This window comes from Nocardia sp. NPDC003183 (genome assembly GCF_053590715.1).
In genome coordinates this window covers 239399-256201 of the sequence record NZ_JBSFTG010000007.1, presented here as the reverse complement: position 1 = coordinate 256201, position 16803 = coordinate 239399, and the positions used below count along the sequence as shown (strand labels likewise).

18 protein-coding genes are annotated in these 16803 nt (G+C 68.5%); 10 read left to right on the top strand and 8 right to left on the bottom strand.

Going from position 1 to position 16803, the window contains the following annotated elements; genetic code table 11:
• The first annotated feature begins 89 nt into the window (after positions 1–89).
• The gene (locus ACWDXS_RS22390) at positions 90–554 is read left to right on the top strand and encodes a hypothetical protein (RefSeq protein ID WP_449968289.1); all 465 of its coding nucleotides are present in this window, start codon (positions 90–92) and stop codon (positions 552–554) included.
• Here ACWDXS_RS22390 and ACWDXS_RS22385 read toward each other — a convergent pair.
• The gene (locus ACWDXS_RS22385) at positions 536–1519 is read right to left on the bottom strand and encodes an NAD(P)-dependent oxidoreductase (RefSeq protein ID WP_449968341.1); all 984 of its coding nucleotides are present in this window, start codon (positions 1517–1519) and stop codon (positions 536–538) included. The genes ACWDXS_RS22390 and ACWDXS_RS22385 overlap by 19 nt on opposite strands.
• A 138-nt stretch (positions 1520–1657) precedes the next feature.
• Between ACWDXS_RS22385 and ACWDXS_RS22380 the strand changes: the two genes are divergently transcribed.
• Complete coding sequence (locus tag ACWDXS_RS22380; protein WP_379313137.1) at positions 1658–2644, top strand: adenylate/guanylate cyclase domain-containing protein; 987 nt, start codon at positions 1658–1660, stop codon at positions 2642–2644.
• 97 nt (positions 2645–2741) lie between these two features.
• Positions 2742–3509: an RluA family pseudouridine synthase gene (locus ACWDXS_RS22375; protein ID WP_378990460.1), complete on the top strand. Its 768-nt coding sequence runs from the start codon at positions 2742–2744 to the stop codon at positions 3507–3509.
• 5 nt (positions 3510–3514) lie between these two features.
• Here the strand turns inward: ACWDXS_RS22375 and ACWDXS_RS22370 are convergent, their stop codons facing one another.
• Positions 3515–4123: a TIGR03086 family metal-binding protein gene (locus tag ACWDXS_RS22370; protein ID WP_449968285.1), complete on the bottom strand. Its 609-nt coding sequence runs from the start codon at positions 4121–4123 to the stop codon at positions 3515–3517.
• Between the two features lie 73 nt (positions 4124–4196).
• Here ACWDXS_RS22370 and ACWDXS_RS22365 point away from each other — a divergent pair, with 73 nt between their 5' ends.
• Both ACWDXS_RS22365 and ACWDXS_RS22360 read left to right on the top strand, forming a co-directional pair.
• The gene (locus ACWDXS_RS22365) at positions 4197–4640 is read left to right on the top strand and encodes a MarR family winged helix-turn-helix transcriptional regulator (RefSeq protein ID WP_387446422.1); all 444 of its coding nucleotides are present in this window, start codon (positions 4197–4199) and stop codon (positions 4638–4640) included.
• A gap of 151 nt (positions 4641–4791) precedes the next feature.
• Positions 4792–5571 carry a phosphodiesterase gene (locus ACWDXS_RS22360; RefSeq protein ID WP_449968281.1) on the top strand — a complete coding sequence of 260 codons (780 nt, stop codon included), beginning with the start codon at positions 4792–4794 and terminating at the stop codon, positions 5569–5571.
• Here ACWDXS_RS22360 and ACWDXS_RS22355 read toward each other — a convergent pair.
• Positions 5517–6464 carry a LysR family transcriptional regulator gene (locus ACWDXS_RS22355; protein WP_378990464.1) on the bottom strand — a complete coding sequence of 316 codons (948 nt, stop codon included), beginning with the start codon at positions 6462–6464 and terminating at the stop codon, positions 5517–5519. The two genes, ACWDXS_RS22360 and ACWDXS_RS22355, sit on opposite strands and share 55 nt — an antisense overlap.
• Positions 6465–6548: 84 nt before the next feature.
• Here ACWDXS_RS22355 and ACWDXS_RS22350 point away from each other — a divergent pair, with 84 nt between their 5' ends.
• The 5 genes from ACWDXS_RS22350 to ACWDXS_RS22330 all read left to right on the top strand — a co-directional run bounded on the left by ACWDXS_RS22350 (position 6549) and on the right by ACWDXS_RS22330 (position 11926).
• Positions 6549–7469, top strand: a complete 921-nt coding sequence (locus ACWDXS_RS22350; RefSeq protein ID WP_449968277.1) for a DMT family transporter — start codon at positions 6549–6551, stop codon at positions 7467–7469.
• An 81-nt stretch (positions 7470–7550) separates the two neighbouring features.
• Positions 7551–9680: an ABC transporter ATP-binding protein gene (locus ACWDXS_RS22345; protein ID WP_449968274.1), complete on the top strand. Its 2130-nt coding sequence runs from the start codon at positions 7551–7553 to the stop codon at positions 9678–9680.
• The gene (locus ACWDXS_RS22340) at positions 9677–10417 is read left to right on the top strand and encodes an energy-coupling factor transporter transmembrane component T family protein (protein ID WP_449968271.1); all 741 of its coding nucleotides are present in this window, start codon (positions 9677–9679) and stop codon (positions 10415–10417) included. The genes ACWDXS_RS22345 and ACWDXS_RS22340 overlap by 4 nt, the downstream gene beginning before the upstream one ends.
• Before the next feature lie 174 nt (positions 10418–10591).
• Positions 10592–11233 (top strand): ammonium transporter, encoded by a 642-nt coding sequence (locus ACWDXS_RS22335; RefSeq protein ID WP_378990471.1) that lies wholly within the window; start codon positions 10592–10594, stop codon positions 11231–11233.
• 51 nt (positions 11234–11284) lie between these two features.
• Positions 11285–11926, top strand: a complete 642-nt coding sequence (locus ACWDXS_RS22330; protein ID WP_379220223.1) for a cysteine hydrolase family protein — start codon at positions 11285–11287, stop codon at positions 11924–11926.
• A gap of 138 nt (positions 11927–12064) precedes the next feature.
• On the opposite strand, the gene ACWDXS_RS22325 is transcribed toward ACWDXS_RS22330, so the two are convergent.
• From ACWDXS_RS22325 to ACWDXS_RS22305, 5 genes are all read right to left on the bottom strand, one after another.
• Positions 12065–12235, bottom strand: coding sequence for an antitoxin (locus tag ACWDXS_RS22325; RefSeq protein ID WP_379318498.1), 171 nt, complete (start codon positions 12233–12235; stop codon positions 12065–12067).
• 77 nt (positions 12236–12312) lie between these two features.
• Complete coding sequence (locus ACWDXS_RS22320) at positions 12313–14595, bottom strand: ATP-dependent DNA ligase (RefSeq protein WP_449968267.1); 2283 nt, start codon at positions 14593–14595, stop codon at positions 12313–12315.
• Between the two features lie 48 nt (positions 14596–14643).
• Complete coding sequence (locus ACWDXS_RS22315; protein ID WP_301904870.1) at positions 14644–14889, bottom strand: antitoxin; 246 nt, start codon at positions 14887–14889, stop codon at positions 14644–14646.
• A gap of 27 nt (positions 14890–14916) precedes the next feature.
• Entirely contained in the window at positions 14917–16050 is a 1134-nt protein-coding gene (locus ACWDXS_RS22310; RefSeq protein WP_379316791.1) for an MBL fold metallo-hydrolase, read from the bottom strand.
• On the bottom strand, positions 16050–16778 hold the full coding sequence (locus tag ACWDXS_RS22305) for an enoyl-CoA hydratase (RefSeq protein ID WP_387446412.1): 729 nt from the start codon (positions 16776–16778) through the stop codon (positions 16050–16052). The genes ACWDXS_RS22310 and ACWDXS_RS22305 overlap by 1 nt, the downstream gene beginning before the upstream one ends.
• Positions 16779–16803 lie beyond the last annotated feature (25 nt).

Here is a 16803-nt window from a genome sequence, read left to right as displayed (position 1 = left end):
CGCATCATGCGAAGGGAATTGTTCGGTTGGTTAACGAGGTGCGTCGGGGCGGCGAAATACCGGGTACAACAAGTCGAGGGAGGACGTCCATGTTGATCCGATCCGCACTCACCGTTCTGTCCGGGGCCGCGCTGGCCGCCGGTTTCCTGGCCGCGGGACCGGCCGCCGCGCAGTCGGGACTCGGTGACTACACGCCGGTAGACCCCGTCGACTACCAGGTTCCCGAACCCGAATACGCGGGCACCGTCTTCTTCACCACGCCCGACGGACGGCACTGCGCCATCTACTGGAACAACGGCCCGGCCGGGTGTGACGCGGTCCCGATCGACGCCCCTACCGGTACCGACCAGCTCCGGGTCGGGATCCTCGAAGCGGCGCACTTCGTCGACGCCGACAGCCCGATCTTCACCCACCCGGCGGCGAGGGTGCTCCCCGAAGGTCACCGGATCACGCGGGAGAACACCACCTGCGGCGTCGGCTATCAGGGGACGGTGAGCTGCGAGGTCGGCGAGCACGGCTTCACCCTGTCGGCCACCTACAGCGTGCTGCGCTGACGCGCCTTCAACAGCTCGATCACCGCGGTGATGCTCTGCGCGCCGTGCCCCGCGGTGACCGCGCGGTCCAGTAGCTCGTGCATCGGGGCGTGCCAGGACAGGTCGACGCCCGTTTCGGCGCCGAGCCGCACATCGTCGGCGACGGCGGTGTGGAACAGCTCGACCGAGGAGCCGAGGCGGGTGTAGTCCCTGTCGTCGATCTCGCCCGCCAGCACCGGGAGCAGCGACTCGATCATCTGCAACCACTTCACCGAATAGGGCACCATCGTCGACGCGGCCAGTCCGCGCGAGGCCAATACCGCCGCGCCTTCGAGGAAGCCGAGCAGCGCGGGGAGCAGGGTCGCGCCGACGGCGGATTCGTAGAGCGCGGCCAGATCCGGTTCGGCACCGAGGAATTCGAGATCGCCACCCAGTATCCGCAGGGTAGCGGCGTGCTTGTCGAACACGTCGCGATCGCCACCGAAATACAGCAGCGTCTGCGGATCACCCACGGCCGCAGGTACATTCTTGATCGCACCGCCGAGAAAGCGCGCACCTGAACAATGCGCGAAGTGCGCGAATTCCCTTGCCCGATGCGGTGTTCCGCTGTTCAGGGTGATGAGGTCGCGACCCGCCAGCGCGTCGACGCCGAGCAGGCTCTCGCGGGTAGCGGCGAAGGTGGTGAGGCAGGAGATGATCACCGGGCTCGCGGCGACGGCATCGGCGATGTCGGCGTGCGCGGTCGCGCCCGCGTCCACCAGGGGCGTCGTTCGTTCGTGGCTGCGGTTCCAGACCTGGGTGCGGTAGCCCGCGGCGAGGAAGGCGGCGGCCAGCGCGCTGCCCATCGACCCGGCGCCCAGCACCGTCACCGATTTCTTGATCATGTCCACTCCTGTCCGCGAGGTCGATCGGACGACCCGCCTGGACCGAGTGTCGATTCGGGTCCGCAGGCGGACAAGTACGCACTTACGCCATCCGTTGCGCACCGGCAGGTAAGCGACCAGGTCACGGGTTACCAGGCATGACAGCGTTGTGCCAGGTGTCACCGGCCCGGATTTATGAACGTTGCCAATGTGGAGACGAGGATGCCTGTCGCTCGCGCGGCACAGTCGTAGAGTCTGAGTATGTCGGAGCCCGAGATGACCGAATTGGTGCAGCGCAGTATCGAGGAAGCGCTGCTCGGTGGGCCGCGTCGATATACGCGCACGCAGGTGGCCGAGCAGTCGGGGGTGCCGGAGTCGGAGTCGCGGCGGCTCTGGACGGCGCTGGGTTTTCCGGCCAATGAGGACGACGAGGTCGACTTCACGCAGACCGATATCACCGCGGTCACCAACTTTCGGAGTATGAAAGTTGTTGCCTCGTCCGATATTCGGCAACAGGCCGCGGCCGCGCGGACGATCGGCCAGGGCATGGCGCGGCTGGCGGAGTGGCAGGCCGACCTGGTGCTGGCCGAGATCAAGGCGCGCGTCGCCGCGGCCGATCCCGCGATCCCGCTGACGGAACGGATCAGTGCCGCAACGGAATCCACCATGGCGAGCATCGACCAGTTGCAGTCGTACGTGTGGCGCAGGCACCTGGCGGCCGCGGTCGCCAGGTCGAGCGAGGCGCAGGGCGAAGGTTCGATGCGGACGCTGGCGGTGGGATTCGCCGACATGGTCGGCTTCACCCGGCTCACCAGGCACCTGCACCCCGACGAATTGTCCACGCTCCTCGAAGCTTTCGAATCGACCACCACCTCGGCGATCACCGACAACGGCGGCTGGGTGATCAAGAACGTCGGCGACGAGGTGATGTTCGCCGCCGAGACCGCGGCCGCCGCCGCCCGCATCGCGCTGGCCATCCAGGAGTCGACCATGCTCGTCGGTGGCACGCCGGAACTGCGCGTGGCGTTCGCCTACGGCGAGGTGCTGCAACGCTTCGGCGACCTCTACGGCTCGGTGGTCAATATCGCCGCCCGCCTGACCGGCGTCGCCCGGCCGGGCAACATCCTCATCGACGACGCCGCGGCCTCGGCCCTCGACGACCACCCCGAATTCGCCATCCGCCACCTGCGCAGCGTCCGTGTTCGCGGTTTCAACCGCCTACGCCCCCACCGCCTGCGGCAGGCATGATCGCGACGTGCACAGCTTCGAGGTGCACAGCTCCCGCGCGGCGGCCCGCTGACCAGCCGTCGAGCGGCACCGGCACACCGTTGCCTAGGGTGTTGTAGTGGACTTGGATTGGCACAGCGTGCGCGAGGAGTACACCGTGTTCGCCGACGACGCGGTGCTCGCGTTGAACAAACCGTCGGGGATCTCGGTGACCGGGGAGCGACACGACACCGATCTGGTGGAGTTGGCACAGGCGGCGGGAACGCAGTTGTATCCGGTGCACCGGATCGACAAGGTGACTTCGGGACTGGTCCTACTGGCTACCGATCTGGCCGCGCACGGACCGCTGACCAGGCAGTTCAACAATCAGACCGCGCGCAAGGCGTATCTGGCGATCGTGTCGGGCGCCGACCTGCCCGATGGCGGTGAGATCGATCTGCCGTTGAGCGTGGGGCGCAAGAACCGGGTGCGGATCGCGGCGCCACGGGAGGCGATCCAGCGCGCGGGTGACCGGTGGTTCGTCGACGAGGCGGATCTGCTGCCCGCGAAGAACTATCCGTCGCGCACCTTGTTCAGCACGGTCGCCCGGCACGGCGAGCACGCACTGCTCGCCCTGCGGCCGGTGACCGGGCGCCGCCATCAGATCCGCGTGCAGCTGGCCTGGATCGGCCACCCGATCCTGGGCGACCCGCTGTTCGACCGCACCGCCGCGCTGCCCCGCACCCACCTGCACTCCTGGCGACTCGGCCTCGACGCCGACTGGCTCACCCCACCGCTGCTCGATCTGGAGGCCACCCCCGGCCCCGATTTCTGGGAGCCGTTCACGTCCGACCCGGACGAGAGCGCGCGGCTTCTCCACACCGCCGCACAACTGATTTCCGGCTGACACCCTCACGCCCGGCTCGGCAGCCACTCGGGCGCACGGCCGAGAACGCGCAAGATGCGGTCCAGAGTTGCCGTCGTGTCCGCGACCGCGAGCGCGGGGCCGAACGCGGCGCCGGGGCGATGGCGAGCCGTGCCGGTGGGGACCGCTTCGGCGATCCGCAGAGCGGTCGGGGCCAGGTCGGGATCCAGGTCGATCGCTCGGCCTACCGACCGGGCGACATCCCAGGCATGGACGACGCTGTCGATGAGATGGAAGCCGAGGGCGGTCGCGACCGGGAACTCGCCCGGTGGGATTTCGGGGAGACGCAGGGTGCGGGCCTGGCAGGCGGCGAAGGCCGCGACGACGTCGTGGGCGGACCGGATGTAGTCGCCGATCGGATCGATCGCGGGGCGCACCGCCCAGACCGCCGAGTCGTTCGCACCGCGAGCGGCGGCGGCGAAACCACGGTTCTGGGTGCCCATGTGGTCCAGCAGAGCACGCAGATCCCAACCGGCCCAGGGCGTTTCGGTCGACAGTGCGGAATCGGACGCCGCCTCGACCGCGTCGATACTCAGCCGCACCGCGCGCTCGTGCCGGACCAGGAGAAGTCGATCTTCCTCAGAGATAGTACGCATATGCTGACCGTACGCTCATGCTTACGATCTGCCAAGGGTCATCGACCGACCCGTCCGGCGGTAGATTTCGACCATGCCGAAAGCGACCCGGCCGGATCTCGCGGCCATGCTCGTCCCGCTCGGCCGTGCGCTGACGGAGGCGGAGCGGCCCGTCCTCGACCGGCACGGGCTCACCATGTGGGCCTACGTGGTACTGCTCGGACTCGACGAAGGGCCCGTCCACACCCAGGCCGCGCTCGCCAAGACGATCCGGGCGGACAAGACCCGGATCATCCCGGTCCTCGACGACCTCCAGCAGCGCGGCCTGATCCTGCGTGACCCCGATCCGGCCGACCGGCGCGTCAACCTGATCCGGCTCACTGCCGACGGCGCGAAGCTGCGCGACCGCGCCCAGCACGACATCCAGGAACAGGAGAAGCGACTACTGGCCGACCTACCCGCCGCCGATCGCCACACTTTCCTGCGCGTACTACAGCTGCTCGCCGACCGCACCCGAACCGCGAAATCACCCGGGTGAGCGGTGACACAGACCACCTCGTGGGTTTCGGTCCGTGGCACGGCTCATGAAGACGAATAAACGCAGGTCATCTAGCCTGGAGAGGTGCCGATGAGTCATACCGGCGCACTCTGACGCAACGGAGCGATCCCAGAGAAGAAAGCGACTGCCGATGATCCTGGCGGCTCAGCTCAGCGATACCCACTTCGACCTCAGCGCGCGCAACACCGAACGGGTGGAGGCGGTGATGGGCTACCTGGCGGACCTGCCACGCAGGCCCGACGTCATCCTGGTGACCGGCGACATCACCGACTCCGGCACGCCGGAGCAGTACGCGCAAGCACGCCTTGCCCTGCAAGCGGACATCCCCGTGTACCTGCTGCCCGGCAACCACGACGACCGCGCGAACTTCCGCACCGCACTGCTGGGCGAGCCCGCCTCGACCACTCCCGTCAACAGCGTCCACCGCGTCGGGCCGCTCACCGTCGTCATGCTCGACTCGAGCATCCCCGGTGAACCCGCGGGCCTGCTGGGCGAGGACACCTTCGACTGGCTGCGCGCGACGCTCGCCGAGGCGCCGGACGGGCCGATCCTGGTGGCCCTGCACCATCCGCCCAAGCACGTGTTCAGTCCCGTGGTCGATGTCATCGCGCTCGCCGATCCCGGCCGGCTGGCCGCGGTGGTGGCGGGCGATCCACGCATCGTCGGCATTCTCACCGGCCACGCCCACGCCCCCATCGCGACGATCTTCGCGGGCAAACCCATGATCACCTGTCCCAGTACGGCTTCCGTCCTCGGCGGCGAATGGGAAGTGACGCCACCTCACCGCGTCATGGACTACGCACCCGACCCGGCTATCGCGCTGCATGTCATCGACGAGAACTTCGGCCTGACAACTCATTTCCGGACAGTCGCGATGGGCGGCTGGCTGTCCGAGCCCCCACCCGACTGACCGCCCGGCAAGCCCGCGGCCACCCGCAGCAACTCCATCGTCCGGGTGACGACCGGGTTGCACGACTCGGAGTCCTTGATGTGCGCGCAGATCGTGCGGCGCGGCGTCGGGTTGGTCAGCTCCAGCGCGCGCGAACCGGGCGGCAGGTCCGTGGCGCCGAGACGGGGAACGACGGTGATGCCGACACCGCGCGCCACGAATCGCAGGGCGGACGGGTAGTCGGTGGTCTCCACCACGAACCGAGGCGTGAAACCCGCTGCGGCGCAGGCGTTCAGCATCGCCTGCCTGCACGGTCCGTGGCTGGTGTCGTTGTCGATCCAGCGGTATCGCTCGAGTTCGGCGACGTCGACGGTGGTACGTGTCGCCAGTTCGTGGTCGGCGGGGACCACGGCGACGTAGGGCTCGGTCATCAGGTCCCGGTGGGTGTAGCCGGTGATCTGCGCCGGTTTGCCCAGGCGCACCGTGAGGGCGATATCGGGACGGTTGCCCGACACCGGGGCCAGTTCGTCGACGATGCGCAGGCGAACCCTGGTGTCGGGGAATTCGTGGGTGAGGGTGGCGACCACGTCGGGCATCCAGTTGGTGCCCGCCGAGCTGAACGAGTTGATCGTGATCCGGGTGGCCTTGCCCGCGCGCAGGTCCGACACCGTCGACCCGAGCGCGGTCAACTCGTCGAGCACCTTGGCGGCCTCCCCCGCGATCACCCGGCCCGCCGGGGTCGGCACCACGCCGCGACCGACTCGTTCCAGCAGCTGCAAGCCGGTCTCGCGCTGGAGTGCGGTCAGGTGCTGGGAGATCGCCGACGGCGAGTAACCGAGCGTCGAGGCCGCCGCAGCCACCGAGCCGGTCGCGACCACGGATCGGAAGATCATCAAGCGGTGCGTGTCGATCATGCGAATTCCTCGATTCAGTTCTACTGAATATTAGATGGCGAATACCCGCTTGTGCTTACCTCTTCACGGGTCCACCGTAGAGGAATGAAGTCACGCCTGCCCGCTCTCGCCCTGGTCGCCGTGATGCTCGCCTGGGCATCGTCGTTCGTGATCATCCGCGGCATCGCGCCCTACGTCTCGCCCGCGGCGATGGCATCCGGGCGGCTGCTCGTCGGCGCCGTCGTGCTGGTGCTGGTGCTGGCGTTTCGCGGCGGCCGGATGCCGCGCGGCACGGCGCTGTGGCTCACGATGGCCTACGGCGCGCTGTGGTTCGGGCTCTACACCGTGCTGGTGAACGCCGCCGAACAGCATCTCGACGCGGGCACCACCGCCCTGCTGGTGAACATCGCGCCGATCGTGGTCGCCGTACTGGCCGGGTTGTTCCTGAACGAAGGCTTCCCGCCGCTGCTGGTCGTCGGCATCGCGGTCAGCTTCACCGGCGCCGCGATCATCGCGTTCACCGGACCAGGACAGCGCGACCGCATCGGCGTACTGCTCGCGGTGGCGGCCGCCCTGCTCTACGGCATCAGCGTGGTGGCGCAGAAGCTGGTGCTGCGGTCCACCGACCCGCTGACCGCGACCGCCCTCGGCGCGGTCGCCGGAGCCGTCGTCCTGCTGCCGTGGGCACCGGCAATGACACAGGAACTGGCACAAGCCCCGCTCTCCGCCACCATCGGCGTCGTATACCTGGGCGTCGTCTCGACCGCCCTCGCCTTCCTGCTGTGGGCCTACGCCCTGGCCCACACCCCCGCGGGAGTCACCGCGTCGTCGAGTTACGCCGTTCCCGCCCTCGCCATCGTCATGTCCTGGATCTTCCTCGCCGAGGTCCCCACGGCCACCGCACTCCTCGGCGGCGCCCTGTGCCTGACCGGCGTCGCGATCGCGCGCTTGCGGCCGAGCATGTTCCGGCGACGCCCACAGGTCGCCGCCGTGCGCCAGGACGACGCCGCCCCTGCGCTTCGATAGCCGACACGCCTGCCGACAACCCCACACAACCTCCACATCAGCCCCACACCCGCACACCCGACCCCCTGGCAGACTGGACACGTGAGAGACAAGCCCGCGGGTCTGCCCAGCGGTCCCCTGCGCCCGATCGAACTGGCGAGCGGCGCGGTGATGGCCGGGCTCACCGTCGGCCTCATCACCGTCGGCTCACTCGTTCCCATGGCGGCCGCGTTGCAGCTCGTCGCAGCAGTGCCGTTGGGCCTGCTCGCCCAGCGGTATCGGTTACGAGCACTGGTCACGGCCACAATCGCGGCCACGCTGGTCACCTTCGTGGCGGCCGGCGTGATGCCCGCGCTCGGCGTCATGGGCGCGGCCACCCTGGCGGGAATCATCGGGACGGTGAAGCGCCGGGGCGGCGGATTCCCCACGGTGTTCGCGCTCGGAATCGTCGCCGGTGTGGGCTGGGGGCTGTTCTCCGTCGGCAGTCTGCTGCTCTTCTCACGAACCAGAGACCTGTTCTTCGACGCGATCCGCAATACCGCGAAGGGCATCGAGAATCTGGCGGGCCGGTTGCCCGCGCTGGAGCCGCTCGGCCGGATGGCCGCCGAAGCCGTCGACGTGGTGCTGCGCTGGTGGTGGATCTACGTCGGCGGCACGGTGGCGCTCGGCGTGCTGGTGAGCACGGTGATCTCCTGGTTCGTGCTCGGGGCGGTACTCGATCGCCTGGCGTGGTTGCCGGGCAGCGATCGACTCGACGCGCCGCTCGACGATCGGCCGGTCGGGCCGCTGCCGGTATCCCTGCACGGCGTCGGCTACCGATACGAGGGCACGAATGTCGACGCACTGGCCGACATCGACCTCACCATTCGCCCGGGCGAGTTCGTCGCCGTCGTCGGCCACAACGGCTCCGGCAAGTCGACCCTGACCCGGGTCCTGGCAGGCAGGCCGCCGACCACGGGTGCGGTGGATCGTCCGGGATCGGCAGGCTTGGGCGCGCTCGGCGGGACAGCACTGGTCCTGCAGCGACCCGAGAGCCAGACTCTCGGCGTCTCGGTCGCCGACGATGTGGTGTGGGGGCTCTCGGCGGAGTCTGCCGCCGAGGTCGACGTCGACGCGCTCCTCGCCGAGGTCGGCCTCGCCGACATGGGCGCCCGCGAAACCGCCACCCTCTCCGGCGGCCAGCAACAGCGTCTCGCCGTGGCCGCCGCGCTCGCGCGCCGCCCGGCGCTGCTCATCGCCGACGAAGCCACCTCGATGATCGACCCCGACGGCCGTCGCGAGCTCGTCGCCCTCCTGGCCGAGCTCCCGCGCCGGCACGGCACCGCCGTGGTCCTGGTGACCCACCACGAAGCCGACGCGACCGCCGCCGACCGGGTGATCCACCTCGCCGACGGCCGGATGGTCGACCACCTCGCGAGCTGGCCCCATCCGGCCCGCGACCAGCGCCGCAGGCCGATGGGCGCCTCCGTCCTCGAACTCGCCGACGTGCGCCACACCTACAACCGCGGCACGCCGTGGGAAGCACCGGCCCTGCACGGTGTCGACCTGTCGGTCCGCAAGGGCGAGGCGCTGCTGATCGTCGGCGGCAACGGATCGGGCAAATCAACGCTCGCCTGGATCATCGCGGGACTGATCGCGCCGAGCTCGGGACGCTGCGAACTGCGCGGCACCGCGGTCGACAAACAGGTCGGCGGGGTAGCGCTGGCCTTCCAGCATTCCCGCTTGCAACTACAGAAGCAGACAGTCGGCGCGGAGATCGCCGACTGGGGTGGGCGGGCCACCGGGTCCGGTGCGGTCGGGCAAGCGCTGGACGCGGTGGGGCTCGACCGCCGCCTCGCCGCCCGCTCGGTGGAGGAACTCAGCGGCGGACAGGCCAAGCGGGTGGTCCTCGCCGCGATGGTGGCGAGCCGGCCGCAGGTTGTCGTCCTCGACGAACCGCTGGCGGGCCTGGATCCACAGGGGCGCGCCGAGATCGTGGAACTGCTCGCCCGGCTGCGGGATTCGGGGCTGACGTTGATCATCATCTCGCACGATGTCGCCGAGATGGCGATGGTCTGCGACCGCACGGTGCACCTGGACGACGGTGTGGTGGTCTCGGCCGACGGTCACGCGATCCCGAGAACCGAACGCGCACTGGAGAAGCCGGCCTTCGTGGCCGGCCTGCCCCTCGGCCGCCGCGGCGACGAGGGCGCGACGGCCCACACCAGCGCACCGAAAGGCACGACCCCATGAGCACAGTGCTGCTGCGTGAAGTCCCGGTCGACAGTGTCGTGCACCGCCTGTGGGCAGGCACGAAGATGATCGCCGCGTTCCTGATCAGCCTGCTGCTGATGTTCCTGCCGACCTGGCCGGTGCTCGGCGTGATCACGGCCTTCCTGGTACTGATCTGGATACTCGCGCGGCTGCCACTCGGCGCGATCCCCCGGCTGCCGTGGTGGTTCTGGGGACTCGTCGTGCTCGGCGGCCTGATCAACGCGCCGATCGGAATGAAGGCGGTGCTCGGCTACACGCAGATCTTCGTCTTCGGAATGGTCCTGGTGGCCGCCTCGTTCCTGATCGCCTTCACCACGCCGATGGGCGAGATCGCCCCCGCTCTCGCGAAACTCGGCGCGCCGCTGCGCAAGTTGCGACTACCGGTCGACGAATGGGCCGTGGTCGTGGCGCTCACCCTGCGCGGATTGCCACTGCTGTTCGACGAGATCCGGGTGCTGCGCGCCGCACGCCGACTGCGCCCCAAGGACAACCTGATGCACCGCGCCGCCGACAACCCGCTCATCGACATCCTCACCGCGTGCATGGCGGTGTCGTCGCGGCGCGCAGGCGAACTCGGCGAGGCGATCACCGCCCGTGGCGGCACCGGCATGCTGACGGCGCATCCGAGCGCGCCGCACCGCCGCGACGCCATCGCACTCGGCGTGGTCGTCGTGGTCTGCGCGGGAGCCGTAGCGCTGAGCACCATCATCGACTGAGCGCAATACCCCGAATTCACTGTCCCGAAACCCTGGTGCAAGCTATGGTTCCTCACAGAAATCGAGCTAGGCAGCTTCACGCGCCGGTCACGAAACTTTCTCGGGGGGAAGTCATCATCACGGCGCCTGTTCGAGCAACTCACACCTGATGAGATCCAGATGGGAAATGTTCACATGATCATCCGCAAAATCGCCGCGGCCGCTGTTCCGATGCTCGCCGCCGCACTGGTGGGAGCCGGAGTCGCCGGAGCCGACCCGGTGACGCCGAATGTCGATTACCGCACCGAGGTCGTCGGCAACACCCTCATCACCACCCTCACCCACGGCACCTTCGCCGTCACCGGCGGTACGGTCGAGATCCGCGACGAAGCAGGCGCCACCCTGGTGTCGATGCCACTCTCGGTCCGCGACGGCAAGTTCGAGTACCCACTGCCGCACGCGGTTCGCGACGACGGCCACGTACTCGAGCTGACCGCGGTGAAGGACGTCGCCGCGGCCAAGCCCAACCTCACGCCGGTCGCCTCACCCGCCGAAAACTATGCCGCACAGGCGAACTTCGCATCCACCTTCGGTCTGGCCACCGCCGTCGGCAGCTTCGTCGGCATGGGTCTCGGCGCGGTGATCGGCCTGATCGTCGGCGGTGTCCTCATCCCCGGTGTCGGCGCGATTCCGGGCTTCGTCACCGGCGCCAGCGTCGGCGGCATCATCGGCACGATCATTGTCGGTGGACCCGCGCTGGTCATCGCGGGCATGGATCTGATCAACACCCTCCAGGCGCCGGCAGGTACCACGCAGTGGGCCCAGCAGACCAAATAGTCTGCGCCACAGTTCGATTCCTCCCTCGCACCGGCGCCTACACTGGCGTCGGTGCGACAAGGAAACGGACTCGACATTCCCGATAGCCTCGGCGATCTGTGCGCGCCCGACCGGATGGCGCTGATCGTCTACGACATGCAGGTCGGGGTTCTCGGCCAGCTGCCCGACGGCCAGGAGATCACCGAACGCGTCGTGCGGGTGGTCGAAGCCGCCCGGCGCGGCGGCTATCCGGTGATCTTCCTCCGGCACTTCTTCCCGCCACGGCGACTGACCGGGGTATACGGGATGCGGCTGCTGATGAGCTGGCAGAACGCCGAATCCGTCGACGACGTGGCCTTCATTCTGCAACGCGACACGCCCTCGTTCGAGCTGGTGCCCGAGCTGGTGCCGCGCGAAGACGAGTTGGTCTTCGACAAGATGTCGATGTCGGCCTTCGAGGGCACACCCCTCGCTACTCTCCTGCGTGATCTGCGGATCGGCTCCTACGCCATCGCCGGCGTCGCACTCGAGATCGGCATCGCGCCCACCGTCACCCACTCCACCGATCTGGGTTTCGTCCCCGTGGTGATCGGTGACGCCTGCGGCGGTCGCGACAAGGAAGCGATGGCGCGCGCCTACGACGACTTCGCGTTCCAGGGCAATGCCCTGGTCACCGATGTCGACACGATCTCCGCCCTGATGACCGGAAACTGACAGCCCGGCGAACTCCCAGCACCGGGTTTTCGGCCGCCTCGGATCCGAGGGGCGAGACGGAACGCCGAAGGCGCAGTATCGCCCCTCGGATTCGAGGCCCACAGGGCCGAAAACCCCGCGGCGCCAGCCGCTGAAGATTCAGCGGATGGCGTTCTTGGCCGCGTCCTGTGCGGAGTCGACCTGGCCGCTGAACTTGCCGCCGGTCTTCTCGTCGACCACGTCACCCGCCTTGTCGATGACGCCGTCGACCTTGTCCGCATGCTGGGCAGCCAGGTCCATCGCCTTGCCCGCCAGGTTCTTGAAATCCACCGCGCACTCCTTGTTGATTCGATACCGGGTCCAACGCGATTACCGTAGCAACATCACAGCTTTCACGGTGGGCATCATCATGGCGAGCTCGTCACACCGTCCCATACGGGATGCCAGAGCCGTCCGGTATCGGTCCACGCCTGGAAGCGGACGGTGCCGGTGAGCTTCGGGGTAACCCATTGCGCGTCGTGGCGTTCGTCGGCGGTCATCTCGTTGGTGAACGGGGACGTCTCGCGCCGCAGTCCGTCGAGCTCGGCCGCGATCCGACGCGACTGTTCGTCTCCGAATCCGGTACCCACCCGCCCGACGTAGATGAGGCCGTCTTCGTGCGGCATGCCGAGCAGCAGCGACTTGAACGGCCGTTTGTCGCTGCGCCGCCACCCACCGACCACCACTTCGCGCGAGCGCCAGTTGCGCTGCTTGAGCCAGGTCTGGCTGCGTTTGCCCGGCTGATACACCGATTCCAGCCGCTTGGCCACCACCCCTTCCTGCCCCTGCGCGCGGCTGGCCTTCATCGCCTCGGCGCCCGAACCCTCCAGCAGCGCGGTGACATTCATCGACGGCGACAATCTGCCCAGCGCCTCGAGCACCGCCCGGCGGTCGGTGTACTTCTTCCGCAGCAGCGAGGTGCCGTCGAGGTAGAGCACGTCGAAGGCGATGAACACCGCCCGGGCCGAATCTGCTTGCAGCGCCGAGATATCCGAGAGCCCGGCGTCGTCGAGAACCACCGCTTCGCCGTCCAGGACCACCTGATGCCCGGCCAGCTCCTCGCCGAGGGCGGCCAGGCGCGGATAGCGGGCGGTCACCGTGTTGCCGGCGCGGCTACGGACGGTGACGGTGCCGTCGTAGATCTCGACGATCACCCGGAAACCGTCCCACTTGGTTTCGAAGCCCCAGTCCACGGGGGTCAGCGATTCGATTTCGCCCGCGGTGGCCAGCATGGGCGACAGTCCGCGCGGGAAACCGGTGTCCACCAAGGGCTCTCGACGGGTCTGGTCGCGCATGTAGTGCATCAGCCACTGGTCGCCCTTGGTCTGGATGAGGGCGTAGCGGCCGGACACCCGCTCTCCGTCGAGCTCGACGATCACCTCGTCGGAGCGCCATTTCTCGGTGACGTAGGTGCCCGAATCCCAGATCGTCATCTCCCCCGCACCATATTCGCCCTGGGGAATGGTGCCGTGGAAATGCAGGTATTCGAGGGGATGATCCTCGGTGCGCACCGCCAGCCGATTGTGTTTCGGCTCGGTCGGCGGACCTTTGGGCACCGCCCAGGAGGCGAGGACGCCGTCGTGCTCGAGCCGCACGTCCCAGTGCAGGCGGCGGGCGTGATGTTCCTGGATGACGAAGCGATTGCCGGGTCCGGGCTCGGGGGTCGCCTCTGGGACGGGCTCGGGAGTCCGCTGCGCGTCGCGCATGCTGCGGTATTTGGTGAGGGAATCGTGGCGGGCGGCAGGCCGGCCGGCCTCGGGGTCGGCGGGAAGCGGCGGATCGAGTTCGGCCAGCAGGTCGCCGTCGGCCTTCCAGCGGGCAAGCACCTCGTCGAAACGTAACTGGCGCAGCGTGTCCGAGTCCTCGATCTCGGCCCAGGTGCGCGGGGCGGCGGCATTCGGTTCGGCGCGACCGCGCAGCGAATAGGGGGCGATGGTGGTCTTGGCGGCGTTGTTCTGACTCCAGTCCAGGAACACCTTGCCCTTGCGGGCCGCCTTCGCCATGGTCGCCGTCACCAGATCCGGGTGCAGCGCTTCGAGATTGGTGGCCACCTGCTTGGCGACAGTGGACGCGCCACCCGAACTCAGCGGCCGATCCAGCGGCACATAGACGTGAATCCCCTTGCTACCACTGGTGACCGGGAATGCCCGCATGCCGATGTCGGCGACCATGTCGCGCACCGCGAGCGCCACTAGCGCGCAGTCCGCCAGACCCGCGCCGGAGCCGGGGTCGAGATCGAACACGATCCTGGTGGCCGGGCCGCGCTCGTCCGCGTCGAAACGCCATTGCGGCACATGGATTTCCAGTGCCGCCTGCTGCGCGAGCCAGGCCATCCCGGCCTCGGAATCGATCAGCGGGTACACCACCCGGCGGCTGGAATGCTCGATCGCGGACCGGTGGATCCACGCGGGCGCGTGCTCGGGCAGGTTCTTCTCGAAGAAATCGGCATGGTCGACCCCGTTCGGCCACCGTTTCCTGGTGACCGGACGGCCGGCGAGATGGGGTAGTGCCGCCTCGGTGATCGCCGAATAGTAGGCGATCACTTCGCCTTTCGTCGTGCCGGTCTCCGGGTACAGCACCTTGTCGAGGTTGCTGAGCTCAACCTCGATGTCCGGTTCACCCGGCGCGCCCCGAAATTCCCGGCGGACCATCGACGCGATCGGACGGCGGGGACCTTCTACCGGTCCCCGCGCACCGAATCAGGCCTTGGGTCCCGGATCTGTCGGAGCGGGGCCGCCGGGGGCAGTGCCGGGGCCTGCCTGCGGGGGCACGACCTTCTTGGCCGCGTCCTTGCCCTTCTCGATCTTGTCGCTGTACTTGCCCTTGGTCTTGTCATCGATGAAGGTGCCGGCCTTGTCGACCGCCTCATTGATCTTGTCCGCGTTCTGTTCGACCGCAACCTTGCCCTTACCGAGCAAGCCCTTCAAGGTATCCACGAGACTCATCTGCCGATGTTCCTTTCGCGAGGAGGGTCATTCCACATCTTCCCACCACGAATCCCGTGGTGGGAGGTCATTCGGAACCACCCTCTGGCCCGGCTTGGGCACTACCACCGGAGTACCCGCATCCGCGGCCGCCGACACCAGGCGCCGGACGGGTTCGGACCAGCCGTGGAAGGCCAGGTTGAACGTTGCCCAGTGGATCGGGACCAGCAGGCCGTAACCTGCGTCGCCGAGGCACAGGTCGGCGTGGGCACGCACCGCCTCTTCGGGATTCATGTGCACATCGGTCCAGCGCTCGTCGTACGCGCCGATGGGCAGCAACGTGAGATCGAAGGGGCCGAGCACCGCGCCGGCCTGGGAAAACGCCTTGGTGTAGCCGGTGTCGCCGCCGAAGTAGACCCGCTTGGTCGGGCCGGACAGCGCCCACGACGCCCACAGCGTGGTGTTGCGGACGAGCCCGCGGCCGGAGAAGTGCCTGGCCTCGGCGCAGGTGATGGTGAGGCCACGGTCGTCGGCATCGCGACCGAGCGAGACCGAGCCACCCCAGTCGAGCTCGATGATCCGGTATTCGGGCACGCCCCACTGCCGCAGGTGCGCGCCGATGCCGGTGGGCACGACGAACGGCGCGAGCTGGGTGCGGACGAGTTCGTCGACGGTGGCCTTGTCGAGGTGGTCGTAGTGATCGTGGGAGATGATCACGGCGTCGACCTGCGGCACCTGCGCCAGCTCGCCGGGGACAGGATGCAGGCGGGCGGGGCCGACCACCGGGGACGGGGAAACCCGTTCACTCCACACCGGGTCGGCCAGCACTCGGTAACCGTCGAGTTCCACCAGGGCGCTGGCGTGCCCGTACCAGGTCACCGCGAGCTCGGCGGCCTGCTCGGGAACCGCGGGGGTGACCAGCGGGACGGGATTGGCAGGGCGGCCGATACGTCCCTTGGTGAGTCCCGACCAGATCAGCGACGGCGCGGCACCGGCGGCGAGCATCGAGCTCGGCTCGGTGTTGTGGAAACGGCCGTCGCGATAGGAGGACTTGCCGATCGCGGTCGGCGCGATCGCCGACGGGCCCGCACCGATCGAGGTGGGCAGGCCCCACACCGCGCGGGCCATCCAGGCGAGACCGAAGGTACTCGCCAGCGAACCTGCCAGACGTGTGATCCGCATCAGCGCCCCACGAACTTCGCCGGGCGCTTCTCCTGCCGGGCCAGGCGGCCCTCTTTCGCGTCGTCGCTGCTCCACGCGGCTGCCAGCGCGGCTTCCTGCTGCGCGCTCGCCGGATCGCCGGTGCCGTCGTCGTTGAGCATCAGTTTCATGGCCTGCAGCGACAGCGGCGCCAGCGCGGCGATGGACTTGGCCCAGTCCTTGGCGTCGGCGAGGGTGCCGAGCTTGTTGGCGAAGCCGTAGGCGTAAGCGTCTGCGGCGGAGACGGATTCGGCGCCGAGCAGGATCGTTCGGGCCGGGCCGCCACCGATCAGGGCCGCCAGCCGCGACACCGTCCAGCGATCGACCGAGATGCCGAGCTTGGCCGCGGGCACCGCGATGTAGGCGTCGGGCTCGATCACCCGCAGATCCGAGGCCAGCGCCAGCTGCACGCCCGCACCGAGCGCACCACCGTTGATCGCCGAGATCACCGGAACCGGCACGGATTCGATCGTGTGCAGCATGTCGAGCAGGCCGCTCAGGAACGACTCGGAGTACACCCCCGACAGATCGGCGCCCGCGCTGAAGATCGGCCCGCGGCCGGTGAGCACGATGGCACGCGCACCCTGCGCCACCGCGTCGAGCATCGCGGCGCGCAGTTGCCCGACCAGGTCCTCGTTGAGCGCGTTGCGCCGTTCCTCGCGCTGCAATTCGATGGTGATCACGTCACCATCGCGGGTCACGCCGAGCATGCATCCTCCCCAGAATCTCCCAGAT

What these genes read in the sequence shown, in the direction of transcription:
- ACWDXS_RS22360 (WP_449968281.1), top strand. Translation starts at nt 4,792, where the DNA reads ATGATCCTGGCGGCTCAGCTCAGCGATACCCACTTCGACCTCAGCGCG.
- ACWDXS_RS22390 (WP_449968289.1), top strand. Translation starts at nt 90, where the DNA reads ATGTTGATCCGATCCGCACTCACCGTTCTGTCCGGGGCCGCGCTGGCC.
- ACWDXS_RS22350 (WP_449968277.1), top strand. Translation starts at nt 6,549, where the DNA reads ATGAAGTCACGCCTGCCCGCTCTCGCCCTGGTCGCCGTGATGCTCGCC.
- ACWDXS_RS22305 (WP_387446412.1), bottom strand. Translation starts at nt 16,778, where the DNA reads ATGCTCGGCGTGACCCGCGATGGTGACGTGATCACCATCGAATTGCAG.
- ACWDXS_RS22310 (WP_379316791.1), bottom strand. Translation starts at nt 16,050, where the DNA reads ATGCGGATCACACGTCTGGCAGGTTCGCTGGCGAGTACCTTCGGTCTC.
- ACWDXS_RS22315 (WP_301904870.1), bottom strand. Translation starts at nt 14,889, where the DNA reads ATGAGTCTCGTGGATACCTTGAAGGGCTTGCTCGGTAAGGGCAAGGTT.
- ACWDXS_RS22370 (WP_449968285.1), bottom strand. Translation starts at nt 4,123, where the DNA reads ATGCGTACTATCTCTGAGGAAGATCGACTTCTCCTGGTCCGGCACGAG.
- ACWDXS_RS22335 (WP_378990471.1), top strand. Translation starts at nt 10,592, where the DNA reads ATGATCATCCGCAAAATCGCCGCGGCCGCTGTTCCGATGCTCGCCGCC.
- ACWDXS_RS22365 (WP_387446422.1), top strand. Translation starts at nt 4,197, where the DNA reads ATGCCGAAAGCGACCCGGCCGGATCTCGCGGCCATGCTCGTCCCGCTC.
- ACWDXS_RS22380 (WP_379313137.1), top strand. Translation starts at nt 1,658, where the DNA reads ATGTCGGAGCCCGAGATGACCGAATTGGTGCAGCGCAGTATCGAGGAA.
- ACWDXS_RS22355 (WP_378990464.1), bottom strand. Translation starts at nt 6,464, where the DNA reads ATGATCGACACGCACCGCTTGATGATCTTCCGATCCGTGGTCGCGACC.
- ACWDXS_RS22320 (WP_449968267.1), bottom strand. Translation starts at nt 14,595, where the DNA reads ATGGTCCGCCGGGAATTTCGGGGCGCGCCGGGTGAACCGGACATCGAG.
- ACWDXS_RS22340 (WP_449968271.1), top strand. Translation starts at nt 9,677, where the DNA reads ATGAGCACAGTGCTGCTGCGTGAAGTCCCGGTCGACAGTGTCGTGCAC.